This window comes from Clostridium sp. CM027, from assembly GCF_024730565.1.
Taxonomy (GTDB): Bacteria; Bacillota; Clostridia; order Clostridiales; family Clostridiaceae; genus Clostridium_AD; species Clostridium_AD estertheticum_B.
In genome coordinates this window covers 669,205-686,349 of sequence record NZ_CP077725.1, presented here as the reverse complement: position 1 = coordinate 686,349, position 17,145 = coordinate 669,205, and the positions used below count along the sequence as shown (strand labels likewise).

Sequence of the window (17,145 nt, the reverse complement as noted above, 5' to 3'; positions counted from 1 at the left end):
TCATTTCCTCCTTTTTTTAAATATTTTACATATACGACCTATTTGTTAGTATATCATTACGGTAAATATAATTCTAATTTTTATAAATTATTGTAATATATCCCTCAAAGGTCTCATATTATCTATTAAATTGTAATCAGAATTATTGTCAAAGTTATACTGACCAATAAAATTAATATGTTCCCATCCAAGTGGAGAAACGTGTCTTAGAAGAGATTTGTCAACTCCTTCTTTTTCCTTAAGTTTCTCAACTGCTTTAGGTAAGTACATGGTATTCTAAAGAGTTATGGAGTTTATAATTATACTTAAAGCAGTAGCTCTCTGTAACTGTCCTTGAATATCTTTTTCATGAAGCATTCCATATTTACCAAAAAATATGGCTCTAGCCAGTGCATTCATTGCTTCACCTTTATTCAATCCTATCTGGATTTTTCTTCTGAAATCTTCGTCTGATTAATAATCAAGGATAAAAATAGTTACTCTGTCTTTAGTTTTAAATCTCTTATATCCATATAGTTTTAATATTTCTTCTAAATGTTCATATCTTGTGGGCTGTCGCTTTTATGATTGAAATTCAAAAGTACTGATTTTTAATTGTTCTGCAATATACAATATTATTTCATAAGGTATATTTTCAAAATCCATCAAGGTCCACCCTGCAAATCTAATTATACAGAGCTGAACTGCGAATCCTAGTTTACTACTAGATTAGTAAATCTTTTGCCTTCCTTAGAGTCTTTATACAGATTGTCAAATACGTCTTGCATATTATAATATTCATTATTTCTTAGTTTCTGTCTTTTCTCTAATTTAAAGTTTTCCTTCAAGTCAATTACTACCCCTTACGGTATTTCATTTCTCTTAGTCTCACCAGAACCTTGAATTATTCAGTATTTAATTTTCAAATAACAATTTGTCTAGTGGCTATTGCTAGGAGACCGTTACAGAATCCATTGTAGCTTTATGCCACCACTTTCACTTGGATTAAGATAAGTTATACGTGCGTTTTCCTTATCACTACTTCATGGGGAATAAACCCTCCGTATTCCAAGCTTCCCTTGTTCCGTTATTACTATCTTTACATATATCCTTAGGTCATTGGTATAAGTCTTGTAAGCTTGATAATGCCTGTAACATTATATGGATTTTCATATAAGAAAATCTTACTTGTCCACACTCACAAACACATATGTGTTATACTCATTTTTAAGTATTCAGCATAAAGACCCGTACATTCCCAATTTCGTCAGTTCTTATGAACATCCTAACCATAAATATTTTATAGACTCCCGGCCTATCATACACTCGACCACCTCTGGTTCGCTATTCGTGTAGGCATGGTATTTCTTCTACTTACGGTGTACTCTCAGCCAACTTCACCGAGCTTCTAACATTTAGGTGTTTACTCACCACCACGCTAGTCGGAGACTTAGAGAAAGCATTTCAAGGCGTTACCCTTTCATTCTACTTTTTGTTATAACAGTTCTAATTTTTGAATTCAATCAACTAATTAGTCTAAGCTTTTCACTTAGAAACAAGTCGCACTTCTCATACTATGGGTCCCTATATGAGTACTTAGCTTTACATTATCCTGTATGTCATTGAATATCCTCCAGGCCATTTTTACACTTAAAGGGCTATTGCCTCCTTGTCTTGATTTAAAAATATACTCATCATCAGATGGCTTATCTATATGCTCAAAATACCCCAAAAGAGCTTTTTTCATAGATTCATTTATAGGAAAAACTTTTTGTTTGCTTGTCTTTTTTTCAATTGGCCTAATTTCTTTTTTTAGTTCTCCAATTTCATAAAAAACATCCTCCCATTTTAATTTTACAATATCACTTACCCTTAGAGCTGAATTTATACCTACAACAAATATAGTATAATCTTTAAATTTTTCCCAAACAGATAATTTTTTACTGCCTGAATTTCTCTTTTACTTTTTATTGGATCTACTGTTTTGCTTCCTTTTTTCATTTTATCATTTGCCATTTTTATCCCTCGCTTAGTTAGTGTTATCAATACTATAATTATACTTTAACTAACTGGTTTTGAGCAAAAAAATAAGAGCTTTATCATTTAGCGATCAAACCCTAGCTATATCAATGCTTTATATTGATATTATATATTTTTTTGAGTTAGAACTATTACATATTAATTCTAAGTCAGAACATTAAAATAATAGTATCAAATTGTAAATAACTGGCTTAACGTTGTAAATTTACGCTTTGCGAGCACTACCCCTTTAGGGTAGTGGATGTAAGCCCTCACTATCCTTGACTTTGAATATATTTTTCAATAATTTCCTTGTTTACATTTCCGATACTACAAGCAAAATAACCATCTCCCCAAAGTATACGCTCATTCCAAAAATGTTTTTCTTCGGCAATATCATTCAATATTTGCTTGATTTGATTGCCATATTTAATTAACAATTGCATGCGATACTTACAAACAAATATTAAATGCACCATTATCAAGTATTTGCTGTGATTCCTTGATGTATAATCCATACACAAATCCTTTCATAAACTTATAAGGCGTTAATAAATCAACTCTAGGAACTTTCTTAATTTCGTTTAATCTTATATATGCTCCACCATTTTGAGTCCCTTTAACACTATAAATTTTTCCTTCATAATTAACTAAATCATTAGGTTGATAGAAATATTTAACCTTTCTTATTCTTCTCTGTCCTTTTGATAGCTTCTTACCCCTATATTGATGTAAATTTTCAGAATTTAAATTTTTATTTCTAGTTCTTCTGCCGTTGTTTAAATCTCCACCACTTACTTTTTCTCCAGTTCGTATATCAATATATTTAGAATCATAAAATTTTTCTAAACTTCTATTATTTCTTCTTACTTGTTTAACCTCAAATATCTTTGAATTTCTAACTTGGTTAATACCTTTAACTATAGCAAAAGCATCATTATAATGAGTTTTTTCTATTTTGTTTTCAATCCTATGATTTTTTGTTATATAGCCATAAGTTGTCTCAATATTACTATGGTTTTCTTTTAACTTATTGACTAAATACCATCTAATCATACTCATAAAGGTAGCATCTTTAAATCCTCTAACTTTCTTACCTTCCATACACCAATCGTATAAGAATTTTCCTTTTTTATGGTTAGGAGAAGTGTGGCACTTGTTACATAAAGTTATTAAATTACTAGGAGAATCTGTTCCACCATGACTTTTAAATTTAATATGATGTACTTCTAATATTTGTTCTTTGCCTTTGTTCTTACAGTTAGGATTTTGACATTTGTGATTATCTCTATGAAGTACATATTCTCTAGTATTCCAAAATGCCATCATATCTCCCTGTTGGTATTCTACTCCACTAATATTGTCATTCTTCATTTTTTGAATGTCAAAGCTCGCAACTTCTATAATACATTTAGTTATTGGCAATATCTTATATAAACTATCAATAAACTTAATATGAGAATCTAATTTGTGTTGTAAACTAGGTGCTAACCACCCTTTTGGTTTTGATTTTGTCCTATTGCTCCATCTAGTTTTTCTATGCCTTAATCTTGAACGTCTTATTTTTCTATATCTTGACTTTTCTAATAATCTTTCTTTCATACCTTGTAGTAATGTTAATTCACCTACAATTAATTCTTTCTTTTCAGTTACAGCAGAAAATCCAACATTGTTATATCCACTATCAATTCCTAATGTAATATCCTGCTTGTATCCACTACTACCAAAAATTAATTGAATTGTGAATGGCTTAATTGTTACAACTTTTGCTTTCTTTTGTTTTAGCAATAACCTAGATTTTCTAGGTGTAGTAGGCATTAATGCTTTTCCTATTTTGTTTAATACGTAGACTATCATAAAGTCTACCTCCTTTCAGAGTTGGTTCTCTTCGCCAATGTTATGCAAGGTTTTGAATATCTAACTCACTTCTCCTACCATCAGAGATGTTTAAAATTAGACCGTAGTGTTCAAGACTAGAGAAGTATCTTGAAGTACCTATATATTCTCACATAACGTAGTCTGTTAAGTCTTAGGCTATTCAACCGACTTGTTTACTCCTACAAGCCACTACCCTTTAGGGTAGTTGGTAGTTGACACCTACCAATTAAATATAAGCGCTATTAATACTAATATGATGTGAGTCATGTTCATTAATGCAAAATTTTTCACGGATAAAATGAAGGTTTCACTTTTAATAGGGTTTTGGTGAAATAATTTTATATTTTTATTCAATGGTATTATAGTTAAAATTACCAGCAATGATGAAACTGGTGAAATTTTCAATATAACTAAAATTATAATATCTAGGTATGCAATATAATATAGGGTCTTAAATAAGGTAAGTGCATTCCCCTTACCTAAATAGTAAGGCAACGTGTATCTCTTATTTGTTATATCCTCTTCAAGATCGCAAATGTTATTAGCAAGCATTATATTTGCTATGCCATTGATTGTTGGGGTGGAGATCAAAAAGATATAAAACAATTCTACTAGATTTATGCTGATGTTTAACATATTACTAACATACATTATAGAAATTATATTTCTATCAGATATATGAATGTAACAAGCTAAAAATAGAATTATAAATCCCATAAATACTCCAGAAAATACTTCACCTAGTGGCATACGTGAAATTGGAATAGGCCCATATGTATAGAATATACCTGCTAAAAATGAAATAATTCCAATTAAGAGCACAACTACATTAGTGTTTAAAGTTAATAGAATCCCAAAGAAAATTGCTATTGCAAGTAAGGTAAAAATTATAGCTACAGCTGTGGATTCTTTGATGTTATATCTTATGATTCCATTTTTATTTTCATGATTATGTCTGTTACACTTTAAATCTTTTTTGTAATCAATATAATTGTTAATTGCGGTTGTAGCCATATCGAATGTTAATAGTGAGATACCCATAATAATAAAATTTTTCAAATTAAAGCTTTTATATCGGTATAAAGAATAAAGTGTTCCCAATATAAATGGTATCATACTGGCCAATTTTGTTTTAATTTCAATAAATTCAAGAAAACTAATTAAATACAATTTTAAACCCTCCTGTTAAATAATAAATTCTTAGCTATAGTTTGTTTGACTTTCAAAATAATCCATGATATTATCATTGTAAACCATAAATTTAATTGGGTTTACAATGTTTCAGACATCATATTTATAATTTTTTAGGGAGGAATTTATTTTGAAATTATCTACACGAGATTTAATAATTACTGCATTATTTACTGCATTAACGGCAGTAGGAGGCTTTATTTCTATACCTCTAGGTCCAGTTCCTATAACGCTACAATCTTTTTTTGTTCTTTTATCTGGACTTATATTAGGTGCCAAGTTAGGTGCACTATCTCAAATCACATACCTTATTTTGGGGTTAATTGGATTACCTGTTTTTTCTGGCGGAACAGGAGGATTAACTTCTGTAGTAAGTCCTACCTTTGGATTTTTAATATCTTTTATTGTTGTAGCATATGTAATTGGCAAGATTACAGAGAAAAATAAATCTCTTTCTACAATAATATGTTCTGTTATTTTAGGAAGTTCCGTAATGTATCTTATGGGGATACCCTACTTTTATTTTATTTTTACGAATTATTTAGGGAAAAATATAAATTTTTATGCAGCTCTTAAATACGCTTGCATACCATTTATACCTGGAGATATTATAAAGGCAATTATAGCTATAATCATAGCTAAACAATTAATCCCTAGATTATCAAAACATTCGAATTCAAATTAATATTCATAAGTTATTGTAGTATTTTAGGAGATAATCTAATGATATCTTCTAAAATACATATTTAATATTATTTAGGGGCATGAAAATAAATAACAAGTCAAAGCTGTTAATATACTGACTTATTATTTAATTGAATATCCCTTATTCCCAGGTTGTCCATATCTCTGGTACATAGCCCACAGTGGCTTCCTTTCCATTACGTACTATAGGGGTATTAAAAAGTTGAGGATTTTTCAATAAAATTTCTTCTTTGGTCTCCTCACCTCTAATTTGCTGTAAATTTGATTTTTTATAATCCTTTGCTTTCGTGTTAATTAAATTGTTTAATCCTACAGAATGTTTCACACTTTGTAATTCACCCTTACTTAGTCCTTTAATATTAAAATCTATAAATTGATATTTTATATTTCTTTCCTTAAAATATCGTTCAGTTTTTTGTGTGTCAAAACACTTTTTTCTTCCAAAACATTGAATATTCATCTTTGAAATTCTCCTTAAAATATATTATTCTATTTTTTAAATGGTTAAATCATCACCTGCGGTGCCGCGGCAAAGACTTCTGAAATGTCGTTAGACTATAATATTATCATAGCTAGTAGCACGGTAGCAACTATTCCACAAATAACAGGAATAACATTTTTTCTAGCTACGTCAAAGGGTTCAACCTTACATATTCCTGCTGCAGCAACTACACTCCAAGGGATTATAGTTCCTCCACCTATCCATATTGTAATTATTTGACCAAATGCCGCAACCTTTTCCTTGTCTATATTAATAGTATTTGAAAAGGTGTTAGCTAAAGTGCCTACGAGCGGTAGACCTGCGAAACCTGAACCGCTAAGTCCAAGAAGAGTACTTACTGCTGTTTGGATACCTATAACTGAGTATTTAGATAATGGTATCTTGCTTGCAGCATATATTCCTATATCACTTAGAAGGCCGCTAGCTCCATTACCCAATATATCAACTGCGGTACTTTCACTTCCTAGAAAAAAGAACGCACCAATAATTATAATTGGTGCAAATATGTTTATACCAAAAGTAAAACCGCTTTTAATATATTTAGTAACCTCTCCTAATGACGTTCTAAAATCAGTATGTATTATAGATGAAATAATCATTATTATTGCTGCTGTACCACCTATTAGAGCTGTAGAGTCTGAACCTATGAAGTTGAATTTTTTAATGAATATGATATCTATTATAAATGATAAAGGGGTAACAATTGCCATTATTTTTATTCCTATTGAATGATTTTGTATTAATTTTCTAGTTTCAATTATTGTTGCATCAACCATAATTTTAGAGATTTTATCTTTTTTCATAAGTATAAATGCTAAAATTATAGTAACTATACTCATTATACCCCAAAAGGGAAGACATTCTTTAATAATTCCTAATGCATTAGGCAAGTTTGCAGTCTTAGCGGTTATTGATGGTGCTGCTTGAAGAACAAAATCGCTTGATAAAGCAACTCCATTTCCGAATAAACATAAAACAACTGCGGCCCATACAGGTGGCAATCCAGATTCTATTGCTGCAGGCACCATTAAAGCACCTATAAAAACTATTGCAGGTGTGGGCCAAATAAACCACGAGGTTACAGTAACCGTAATTCCTAGAATAAAAAATGACAATGTTTTATTTATCATTAATTTCCTTATAGGTTTTATAATTAATTCATCTGCACCCAGGTCATGTAATGAACTAGACATTGAATTAACTAAAGCAATAACTACAACTATTTCAATAAATTCTTTACCCGACACTACTACGGCCTTATATATAATCTGAACAGCACTTAGAACATCACCTGTAAAAATATAACCTATTACGCAAATGCCCACAATGCATGGAAGTATTACATCTTTTTTAAGTGTAATTATAACTGTAATTATTAGAATAATGATTATATATGCATAATGAATTACACTTAAATTTATCATATGTTGTTGCCCCTCCTATGTTTTATTCTCAATGCATACAAATATTGGTGTATTAATTTGATTAACTATTTTAAGAATCGAAATGCTCTATCTAGTTATTTTTTAAAGATATCTTAAATTGAGTATATGCAATATTCAAGGAAAATAATCAATTTTTACTATTTCAATTAAGATAAAAATTTGCAATATATTATTGAGGAACATAAATATAAATAGGCTAGTATACTGTATTACTATTTATGTTTATGGACATAACATATTGCATGACTTTAGCTTTCATTTATGATAAACTTGTGATTAGCAAAAAATATTCGACTCTATGGGACAATTAATCAACTGATGTTTTCTAAACCAAGAGGATAATAGATAACAGCTGTTATCTATATGCAAAGATAAGCAAGGAGGCAAACATGTTAAAAATCTGGGGTAAATTAATCAAAGATAATAGAATTATTATGGATGAAGTGTCAATGTCGAAGCTAGAAGATAATTACCAGGAAAATCTAAAAGCGTGCATTTCAGAGTTATGTTACAAATTTGATATTTCAACACCGTACTGGCTAAAATCTAATATTAATGAATACAATAAAAGACATAAAACTAGTTTTGACGAAAATAATTTTATAGAGGAAATTTACTTTGATAAGTTTATGATAGAAGAATTAAAACCAACTGAAAAATAGTGCTAATAAGCACTATTTTTTAATCTTCATTTTCATCATAAAAGTCTAAATACGAATAATTCTCACCATTTTTTTGCCAACCTAAGATAGAATCCATATTAACATTTTGTGCGGCTCTAAAAATAGATTTATCAGCACCGCTAAAATTCTTCTTTAACTCTTTAACTAAATCTTTAATTTCATGACGTTTATTGCCTATCTTTTTAGCTGCCACCATGCATGCACAATTTAGTGGCCAAATACCACTGTTTTGAGTGAAATCCACAATATATTGTTCTTCAATATAATAAAGAGGACGAATTAATTCCATACCTTCGAAATTTTGTGCTTTTAATTTTGGAAGCATAGTCTTAAAATTTCCTGAATAAAGAACATTTAACATAGTGGTTTCGACTACGTCATTAAAATGATGTCCAAGGGCAAGTTTATTACAACCTAACTCTTTTGCTTTTGCATATAATGCACCTCTGCGCATTTTTGCACACATGTAACAAGGATAATCCTTAGCTATACTATCAATTATATCAAAAACTCTTGATTCAAATATTTTCACAGGAATATTTAGATGTTTACAATTATCAATTAATAGTTCTTTTATATTTTTATGGTAACCAGGATCCATAGCAATATACTCTAATTCAAAATTAAATTTACCGTGAAGTTGTAACTCTTGAAATAATTTAGCCATTATTAGACTATCCTTACCGCCCGAGATAGCTACAGCAATTTTATCACCCTCGCAAACTAAATTATAATCTATTATAGCCTTAATGAATTTTCTCCAAATAGGCTTTCTAAAGGTTGTAATAAGACTACGTTCTATTTCCGCTAGTGGTTTTCTATCATTAAATGGAACTAATATTTCACAACCTTCTCCTGCAATGCTACTCATAAAATCACCCCTCCTGTACATTAGAATATTATAACATAATTCAGAAGGGTTTGTCTTTGGAAAGTAATACACGCTGATACACATTATTATAATAACAGAAACTTAAAGCATCTGATCAAACCACTATAAATGATATATAGATGTAACCCAAAAAAGATGACTTCTGTTTATATTGCAGAAATCATCTTGTAAGCAGAACAAATATGTTGAAATGTTTATTTAAAGAGTAAACACTGTGTCATCTGGAAAAATTGAGCCGCTAAAACCATCGAATGCTTCGAAGTGCTCTTCCGCATTATCAGGGGTTTCTTTCGAATTAATAATAGATATTTCATCGTCACCTATTATATTTAACTCCATCAAAGTAGTTACACCAAATCTTATAACATTATGAAGAATTATTGGAGCATCTGTAAGTTCAGTGATTGTTTTAATATTGAGTTGAAATTCATTTAATTCACGGTCTTTAGGAATATCTAAAAAAACTTCTATAGGTTTTTCAAAAAATCCATTTATACTGTTATTTTTGTTGTCTTCAAGATAATCAATTATATAATTAACTCTTCCAATAAATTTAATACTTGAAAACCCAGATGTTGTAGATAAAAGGCTTCTAATTTCGGAATGCTCTACAATAATACCAGGTTCAAATTTTATTTTTTCAAAAATATAAGAAGAATTTATATTTTTAGGTAAATTTATATTTATGATGGGGAAATTAAGATTTTCATTGTATGATGCAAATATTTTTTTTGCTATAATGGTTATTATCTGATTGCCTGGTTGTAGATTAGTTATTGCAGCTGGTGGAACATATGTATAAGGAAGTCTCAGTGAAATAACATCATAGGGCTGGCTATTAAGTGTATTCATCAGAATTGAACCAATTACAGAATTAGATTTTAAATCAATTATATCAATCCCGCCATGATTTTCACGGTTTCTATTAGCTACCAAGAGCTTAGTATAGTCGTCAGTTATAGAAAGTCTGGTAGGTTCAGGTTTTGAGGTAATAATAAAATCATATGCTTCATTAGTATTAGTATTTATTAACTCTATTCTGTTTAGTCCAAAATTTGATGCGTATAAGGTAGCGTCTTTTAAGATCATTCCAGCAATTAATGATCCCTTAGGTAAAATTAAATCAGTAACCTTTTCTGAGTTAATATCTATTTTTAATATATTATTTCGCATTGAAATGTATGCGGTTTTATCATCTTCGGATATTAAAAGATAAGTTGGATTTATACCTAGGTTTTTAAATGAATGTATAAGTCTATAACTTTCTGTACTATAAATTCTTAATTCCTTTAATAATGTATCTAATACATATAGCTTAGACCCTTCTTTATTAAGCCTTAAATCAATAATTGCTGATAATCCTTTAATGCGACCTAGTAACTTATCTAAGTTTATATCATATATAGTGACTTCAGAGGTATTTGAAACGTATATTTTTTTGTTTATGGTATCAATTTGAAAGTTGCCATTATTGGGAATAATATTTTCTTTTATTTCACCAGTAATATAATTAATAAATGAGATGGTATTACTCACATCACAAGCAACACTAATGGTATTGTTATCTTTCAGAGCTAATTTAAATGGACTTTTTCCTACAGATATTTCTTTTAATATAGTATTGCAAAGACCATCAATTATAGTTAAGGTTCCAGTTTTAACGTTTGAAACAAAATAAAAACTTTTTCTAATATTTTCAGCTATTTCAATCACACCCTTTATCTTTCTTAATAGAAAATATGCTTTAACAATAGAAAATATGCTAAAATTATAAAGGATTTGGAAATTCCAAATCCTAATAATTTCTTTGGATATAAACTAGACCCTTTCGTAGCTATCAAATTTTCCATTTTTAACGATCCTGTACACGCCTTTTGCTTTTATATTAATCTTTCGAATTTCATCGCTAACAATATTCATATAGACTTCTTTGAATTTGATGGATAGACTACAACCATAGGATATTTTTGTTGGGGTTGATACTAATTCAACCTTGCAAGATTTCTTTAAAAGCCTTTGGTACAAAAGTGTTGCAACATTATGACCTGGGTAAACAACTAAATATTCACTTTCTACTACTTCTACCTTCATAGCTTGAACATCTCCCTTATAGCTAATCAAGTTTATAAATTAATTTGTATCATAGATAAACTAGTAGACCAATCCATAATATGAAAATATCTTCTTCATGTGATATCTATCTGACCGGTCTTTTTTTAAAAATTCTATCTACAATTCCTATGTTTTTTTCATATTTTAGATCTTGTTTCAGACCTTCTTTTTCACTAGTTAGTCGCTCTAATTTATTATTCAATTCATTTACTACAACATCTTTGAACATCTTCTGTTTTTTCAACCCTTCGTATTCATTAGTAAGTTGTTCTGATTTATTCTTTAATTCATTTATTACTCTGTCCGTAGATATTTTTTCGATTTTCATTACTTCTAATTTTTTTATAGAAGTCTGTTGTATTTCAGCTATTATATTTAATTTCTCTTCAGCTTTTTTCTTTGCATTTGAAATCTTAAAGAAATTATTATCTGATTCCGCTAGAATTCTTAGTTTTTGCTGATACTTTATTTGTAAATCTATTAGTTTTTTTTCTAAATCTTTGTTAATTTTTTTTAGAGCTAAAATCTCTTCTTGAATATCTAGTTTGTTTTTTTTCACATTAGAATCTAATTTAGTTTTAGGAGCTACACTATTTAGTTTTGGAAAGTCATCTCTAGAGTCATTATCTTTGTAATGAGGTAATAATAAATTTATTTCAGGAGGATTAGTTCCTATCATATATTTACACTGTATATTACTATGCTTTTTACTTAAAGATAAAAATTTATACAGTGAAATTTCATTGTTTAATTGGGTGTAATCTTTATTGGGTTCACTCCATTGATTTTTATATGAAGAAGTTAGAATGTTTTTGCCTTCACTCCATATCGACCAAAGGACTCCACTAATTTCAACTAGCGATAAATTAGTTGGCATATCACAACCTTCATGAATTTTATAGCTTTTCATTTTTCCATCAGGTTCAATTAATACATGTTCTATAAAATACAATGATCCCTCTTTAGACAGATTTATTATATTTATTTTATTTACATATAATAATGTGCAAAAATTAATACTATTGCCGATAATACCATATAATCTTCTTGGAATACTCCAGTTATTGTTTTTGTATTCTGTGAAATTAATTACTATTTCATTTTTTTCATGCTTAATAAATACTAGGGATAAATCACCATTTTCTAAATTTTGTACCTGGTAATGGCAGAAAACCTCTTTTAGAAATGGTATGGTATCTATTGTATTAAATAAACTTTCATTTTTATTTAAGCACAAATGCATTAAAGAACATTGGATTCTCTTTATGCTATTTTTACCAATGAAAAATATATGCATTTGTTCACCAATTGTAATAACATTTAATTCAGTCATCTCATAGCCTTCATTTTCAAAACTATAAATGGTTTTTCCAAACCATTTATTCTGTTCCCATTCGCAATACTTAAGATCGCTATTTCCAACACTATATATAATGTAAATTTTGTTATCTATATCAAAATTAACGGTAAAATCAATAACTTCATTGTCAATTTTGTTTTCCTTAGTCCATTTATTCTCATCATACATAATACTGTACATTAAATTCCTATCATCATTTACATAGAAGCTCCATATATGATCTTCACTATCATAAAATAAACATGGACTACATATCCTCATATTACTCATCTCCTTATAGAAATTATATTTTATTCCAAAGTAATATATGACCTAAAAATTAATATTAAAGGCCATATATAAAGTATTTACATAATATAGTAATAGATAATTTAAAATTAACACTTAGGAACTATTTGTATTACTAAACAAGTATACCAATCACACCTCCTGGATACCTGCATACTATAATATCGAGAACACGCATTAGAAGTGTATCCCTTGACATAAAAGGAGGATGATTTATGGCTATTACTCGTGATGAATTTATTGCAAGACCCGGTATTGTTAACAAACAAGGACACCTTCCTGATCCATCAGAGCTGGTTTGCGTTGAAATTCCAAAAGTTTTTGACCAGTGCCTGATTAAAAGATGTTTAGTTTATGATTGCAGACCGGATACGCTAGATACAGATGCTGAATTAAGAAGTGGCATTCTTGAGAATCCAAAAACATTTACAGGATGTAGGGATTTTGATCTAAAGCTTATTTCAGTAGAGAAGATTCCACTAAAGAAAAATCCTAATTATAAGAAAGTAAAAATTTGCTTTGTAATTTCATTTTATGCGGATTTTATAAATTGTAACGGTGAGAGAAAATGCGAGTTTTACAAAATTAATCGTACAGAAGTTATATCAAAATTATATTGTCCAGATTCAATAGCGCAAATATCTACTAACTTTGTGTCTGGTTCATCTCAGGATCTTGATTCTGAAATTGTAAAACTTGAATTGGTTGCAGAATGTTTAGATGGAGCTTTTTGTAAAGATGATGATTGTCACAGTTTTTTAGATATCACTTTAGGATTCCATCTTATTGTAAAATGTGAACTAATTGTTCAATTATTAATTCCTGCATATGGTTATTGTCCTGTACCTTGTCAATGCGAAGAGGAATGTGAAGAAGATTCTTGTGAAAAATTTGATCACGCACCAGTTCCAAAATTCTTCCCAGATCAAAAACTTAGACCTTTATTTGATGATGACTGTGAAGATGATGAAAGTGAAGCTGATAAATAAGTGAATTCTAATAAAAAAACACAAAGCAACTAAAGTTTTTTAAGTGTTGAAATCAAACCTCAGTACAAATGGTAGACGTACTGAGGCTTGATATTGTTTACAGGGTTAGTTCTAAATCTCCATATATAAATTTTAATCAATAAAAATATCATTCACAACTTATAACCACCTGCATACTATAATATAGAGAACACGAATTAAAAGTGTATCACTTAACATAATAAAGGAGGATAATTTATGGCTATTACTCGTGAAGAGTTTATTGCAAGACCTGGTATTATTAACAAACAAGGGCACCTTCCTGATCCATCAGAACTAGTTTGCGTTGAAATCCCAAAAGTTTTTGACCAGTGCCTAATTAAAAGATGTTTAGTTTATTCTTGCGGACAAGATACGGTGGATACAGATGAAGAATTAAGAAGCGACTCCCTTTGTAACCCGAAAATATTTACAGGATGTAGGGATTTTCAACTTAAACTTATTTCGGTAGAGAAAATCCCACTAAAGAAAAATCCTAGTTACAAGAAAGTATTAATTTGCTTTAGAATTTCATTTTATGCAGATTATATAAATTGTAATGGAGAGACTAAATGCGAGTTTTTTGAAATTAATCGTACAGAGGTTATATCGAAACTATATTGCCCAGATTCAATAGCCCAAATATCTGCTAGCTTTATGCCTGGTAAATCAGAGGATCTTGATTCTGAAATTATAAAACTTGAATTGGTAGCAGAATGTTTAGATGGAGTTTTTTGTAAAGATGATGACTGTCATAGTTTTTTAGATATAACTTTAGGATTCCATCTTATTGTAAAATGTGAACTAATTGTTCAATTACTAATTCCTGCATATGGTTATTGTCCTGTACCTTGTCAATGCGAAGAAGAATGTGAAGAAGATGCTTGTGAAAAATTTGATCGCGCACCAGTTCCAAAATTCTTCCCAGATCAAAAGCTTAGACCTTTATTTGATGATGAATGTGAAGATGATGAGTAAGTAAATTCTAGAAAAATTACGAATAATTAGAACATTTATAGGCCTATCTCATATATTGTAATATGAGAATTCTAAGATATCCGACCTCGTAAACAGTACATTTAGAATTCTTTTACTAGATATAACGACTTAAAATTTAGGAGGAATTAATATATGAATTCAATGTCATGTCATTGTAAATCTGAAAAAGAGGATTGCTTTAAAAGAGAAAGAGAAAATGAGGAATGTTGTAAAAGAGACAGAGATAGGGATAGAGAAAATGAAGCTGAAATTTTATTAAAGTGTAAGCCTGGAACCGCAGCATCAGTGGCAGCAGCAACTGATGATGAAGTTACTAAAAGACTTGCTACTCTTAGTATAAATACTGAAAGATTTTGTAATCCATGCTTTAAGTTTGAATTTTCAACCAATATATTTTCTACACTACCAAAAGCAGATGATGAAGGTAATGATAAAAAAATGGCAAGTGTAACTGTTAGATTCCAACTATTTAAGCTTTGTAAACGTGATAGAGTTGCAACCGAAGTTGGACCTGAATGGATATTTGATTTATCAAATCCTTCAGACGATTTCCAATTAATGAAGCATGATATTGTTACTTTTATCGTTTGTGATTGTGATTGTGATTGTGATTGTGATTCCGAATGCTGCACCTATTTTGTACAGTCAACTACTACGGGCACACCCGGTGATGATCGTAAGCCCGCAAGCATCACTTTTAACAATCCAACACTTTCAGTTTTAGTAGCAGAAAACAAACGTCATTGCTGCTAGTACTATAACAGATAAAAAAGGCTCTATAAAAAGGGCCTTTTTTCATGTATATCCTTTAAAGCTTTAATAAGTTTTTCAATATCTTCTAAATCATTAAAATATCCTGGACTTATTCTAACTGTGCCTTTACGATTTGTGCCAAGTATTTCATGTATTAGTGGTGCACAGTGAAACCCGGTTCTCACAGCTATTCCTTTTTTATTTAAGAAATATCCCACTTCAGAAACATCAATATCGTCTATAGCCAAAGAAACTACAGCTCCTCTGTTATTATAATCGCATCCTCCATAAATTTTAACATAAGATAATTTACACAATTCTTTTACTAAATATTCTACGAGCATTATCTCATGTTTTCTTATATTTTCTATTCCGACTTTTCTAATAAACCTTATACCTGCGCATAGGCCTGCTATTGCTGGCGTATTTAAGGTTCCACTTTCAAATCTATCAGGTAAAAAGTCAGGTTGCTTCATAGAAAAGGACTCACTTCCAGTGCCACCTTGAATAAACGAATCCAGCTCAATCCCTTCTCTTATATATAAGCCTCCTGTTCCCTGGGGACCATATAATCCTTTATGACCCGGAAAAGCTAATAAGTCAATATTATCTCGTACTACATCTATTGGGATAACACCAGCACTTTGAGATGCATCAACTACGAATATTATTCCTGATTGTTTCGCGATTTCCCCTATAGCTCTTATATCTTGAACGGTTCCTAATACATTGGAAGTATGGTTTATTATTATTGCTTTTGTGTTTCTACGTATTTTTCTTTTTAAATTATTCATATTCAAATATCCATTTTCATTTACACCAAGAAGGGTAAATGCTATCCCTTTTTCACTTAGATAATTTAATGGTCTAAGAACTGAGTTATGTTCAATTATTGAGCTAATAACATGATCTCCTGACTTTAATATTCCTTTTATACCTATATTCAGAGCCTGGGTAGCATTACATGTAAAAATAATATTTAATAAATCAGGGATGTTGAAGAATTCACTTATCTCTTGCCTGGTATCCATAATTTTAGATGAAGCCTCAACTGCCATATCATGCGAACCCCTACCAGGATTTGCAGCGTAATTCTCCATGCATCTTAACACTTCGGAATAAACTGCCACAGGCTTTGGAAAACTTGTTGCAGCATTATCAAGATATATCATAGAATCCTCCTATTTTGAATATAGCGTTTTATTCTTTATATAGTATAGATATTTTGATATACTTAATAGTATGCTTAATAAAGTGTTAATTTTTTTACCTATCTAATTTTTAACGACATTCCTCCATTTGTAAATTTCAAATTGGATTTTAAACTAATGT

Annotated in this window: 19 protein-coding genes and 1 pseudogene; 5 read left to right on the top strand and 15 right to left on the bottom strand. The window is 29.8% G+C overall.

What is annotated here, in order from left to right; genetic code table 11:
- Nucleotides 1-87: 87 nt before the first annotated feature.
- From KTC92_RS03385 to menA, 8 genes and pseudogenes are all read right to left on the bottom strand, one after another.
- A pseudogene (locus tag KTC92_RS03385) lies at nt 88-477 on the bottom strand (Tn3 family transposase); the annotation flags it as partial.
- Nucleotides 478-561: 84 nt separating this feature from the next.
- Complete coding sequence (locus KTC92_RS18605; RefSeq protein ID WP_369811893.1) at nt 562-645, bottom strand: hypothetical protein; 84 nt, start codon at nt 643-645, stop codon at nt 562-564.
- A gap of 47 nt (nt 646-692) precedes the next feature.
- On the bottom strand, nt 693-827 hold the full coding sequence (locus tag KTC92_RS03380) for a hypothetical protein (protein ID WP_258280672.1): 135 nt from the start codon (nt 825-827) through the stop codon (nt 693-695).
- Nucleotides 828-1,528: 701 nt separating this feature from the next.
- Nucleotides 1,529-1,840: a tyrosine-type recombinase/integrase gene (locus KTC92_RS03375; protein ID WP_258280756.1), complete on the bottom strand. Its 312-nt coding sequence runs from the start codon at nt 1,838-1,840 to the stop codon at nt 1,529-1,531.
- Nucleotides 1,841-1,869: 29 nt separating this feature from the next.
- Entirely contained in the window at nt 1,870-1,995 is a 126-nt protein-coding gene (locus tag KTC92_RS03370; protein ID WP_258280671.1) for a hypothetical protein, read from the bottom strand.
- A 278-nt stretch (nt 1,996-2,273) separates the two neighbouring features.
- Nucleotides 2,274-2,402, bottom strand: coding sequence for a transposase (locus KTC92_RS18600; RefSeq protein WP_375294753.1), 129 nt, complete (start codon nt 2,400-2,402; stop codon nt 2,274-2,276).
- Between the two features lie 49 nt (nt 2,403-2,451).
- Nucleotides 2,452-3,855: an RNA-guided endonuclease IscB gene (gene iscB / locus KTC92_RS03360; protein ID WP_258280670.1), complete on the bottom strand. Its 1,404-nt coding sequence runs from the start codon at nt 3,853-3,855 to the stop codon at nt 2,452-2,454.
- A 240-nt stretch (nt 3,856-4,095) separates the two neighbouring features.
- Complete coding sequence (gene menA / locus KTC92_RS03355) at nt 4,096-5,046, bottom strand: 1,4-dihydroxy-2-naphthoate polyprenyltransferase (RefSeq protein WP_220286551.1); 951 nt, start codon at nt 5,044-5,046, stop codon at nt 4,096-4,098.
- 151 nt (nt 5,047-5,197) lie between these two features.
- Between menA and KTC92_RS03350 the strand changes: the two genes are divergently transcribed.
- Nucleotides 5,198-5,752 carry a biotin transporter BioY gene (locus KTC92_RS03350; RefSeq protein WP_220286552.1) on the top strand — a complete coding sequence of 185 codons (555 nt, stop codon included), beginning with the start codon at nt 5,198-5,200 and terminating at the stop codon, nt 5,750-5,752.
- 141 nt (nt 5,753-5,893) lie between these two features.
- Here the strand turns inward: KTC92_RS03350 and KTC92_RS03345 are convergent, their stop codons facing one another.
- Together KTC92_RS03345 and KTC92_RS03340 are read right to left on the bottom strand one after the other, a co-directional pair.
- Nucleotides 5,894-6,232: an arsenate reductase family protein gene (locus tag KTC92_RS03345; RefSeq protein WP_220286553.1), complete on the bottom strand. Its 339-nt coding sequence runs from the start codon at nt 6,230-6,232 to the stop codon at nt 5,894-5,896.
- A gap of 95 nt (nt 6,233-6,327) precedes the next feature.
- Nucleotides 6,328-7,698: a TRAP transporter permease gene (locus KTC92_RS03340; RefSeq protein ID WP_216303473.1), complete on the bottom strand. Its 1,371-nt coding sequence runs from the start codon at nt 7,696-7,698 to the stop codon at nt 6,328-6,330.
- A gap of 410 nt (nt 7,699-8,108) precedes the next feature.
- Here KTC92_RS03340 and KTC92_RS03335 point away from each other — a divergent pair, with 410 nt between their 5' ends.
- Nucleotides 8,109-8,381 carry a hypothetical protein gene (locus KTC92_RS03335; RefSeq protein ID WP_220286554.1) on the top strand — a complete coding sequence of 91 codons (273 nt, stop codon included), beginning with the start codon at nt 8,109-8,111 and terminating at the stop codon, nt 8,379-8,381.
- Nucleotides 8,382-8,400: 19 nt separating this feature from the next.
- On the opposite strand, the gene KTC92_RS03330 is transcribed toward KTC92_RS03335, so the two are convergent.
- The 4 genes from KTC92_RS03330 to KTC92_RS03315 all read right to left on the bottom strand — a co-directional run bounded on the left by KTC92_RS03330 (nt 8,401) and on the right by KTC92_RS03315 (nt 13,027).
- Nucleotides 8,401-9,273 carry an ATP-binding protein gene (locus KTC92_RS03330; RefSeq protein WP_220286555.1) on the bottom strand — a complete coding sequence of 291 codons (873 nt, stop codon included), beginning with the start codon at nt 9,271-9,273 and terminating at the stop codon, nt 8,401-8,403.
- Between the two features lie 219 nt (nt 9,274-9,492).
- On the bottom strand, nt 9,493-11,007 hold the full coding sequence (locus KTC92_RS03325; RefSeq protein ID WP_220286556.1) for a YncE family protein: 1,515 nt from the start codon (nt 11,005-11,007) through the stop codon (nt 9,493-9,495).
- 105 nt (nt 11,008-11,112) lie between these two features.
- A complete protein-coding gene (locus KTC92_RS03320; protein WP_216303469.1) occupies nt 11,113-11,385 on the bottom strand; it encodes a DUF3343 domain-containing protein in 273 nt (90 codons plus the stop codon).
- A 106-nt stretch (nt 11,386-11,491) separates the two neighbouring features.
- Nucleotides 11,492-13,027, bottom strand: coding sequence for a hypothetical protein (locus KTC92_RS03315; protein ID WP_220286557.1), 1,536 nt, complete (start codon nt 13,025-13,027; stop codon nt 11,492-11,494).
- A 242-nt stretch (nt 13,028-13,269) separates the two neighbouring features.
- Here KTC92_RS03315 and KTC92_RS03310 point away from each other — a divergent pair, with 242 nt between their 5' ends.
- The 3 genes from KTC92_RS03310 to KTC92_RS03300 all read left to right on the top strand — a co-directional run bounded on the left by KTC92_RS03310 (nt 13,270) and on the right by KTC92_RS03300 (nt 15,813).
- Nucleotides 13,270-14,043, top strand: a complete 774-nt coding sequence (locus KTC92_RS03310; protein ID WP_216303467.1) for a hypothetical protein — start codon at nt 13,270-13,272, stop codon at nt 14,041-14,043.
- Nucleotides 14,044-14,280: 237 nt separating this feature from the next.
- On the top strand, nt 14,281-15,039 hold the full coding sequence (locus tag KTC92_RS03305) for a hypothetical protein (RefSeq protein ID WP_216303466.1): 759 nt from the start codon (nt 14,281-14,283) through the stop codon (nt 15,037-15,039).
- Between the two features lie 153 nt (nt 15,040-15,192).
- Nucleotides 15,193-15,813 carry a DUF4489 domain-containing protein gene (locus KTC92_RS03300; protein WP_220286558.1) on the top strand — a complete coding sequence of 207 codons (621 nt, stop codon included), beginning with the start codon at nt 15,193-15,195 and terminating at the stop codon, nt 15,811-15,813.
- Between the two features lie 23 nt (nt 15,814-15,836).
- Here the strand turns inward: KTC92_RS03300 and KTC92_RS03295 are convergent, their stop codons facing one another.
- Complete coding sequence (locus KTC92_RS03295) at nt 15,837-16,985, bottom strand: aminotransferase class V-fold PLP-dependent enzyme (RefSeq protein ID WP_216303464.1); 1,149 nt, start codon at nt 16,983-16,985, stop codon at nt 15,837-15,839.
- Nucleotides 16,986-17,145: the final 160 nt, after the last annotated feature.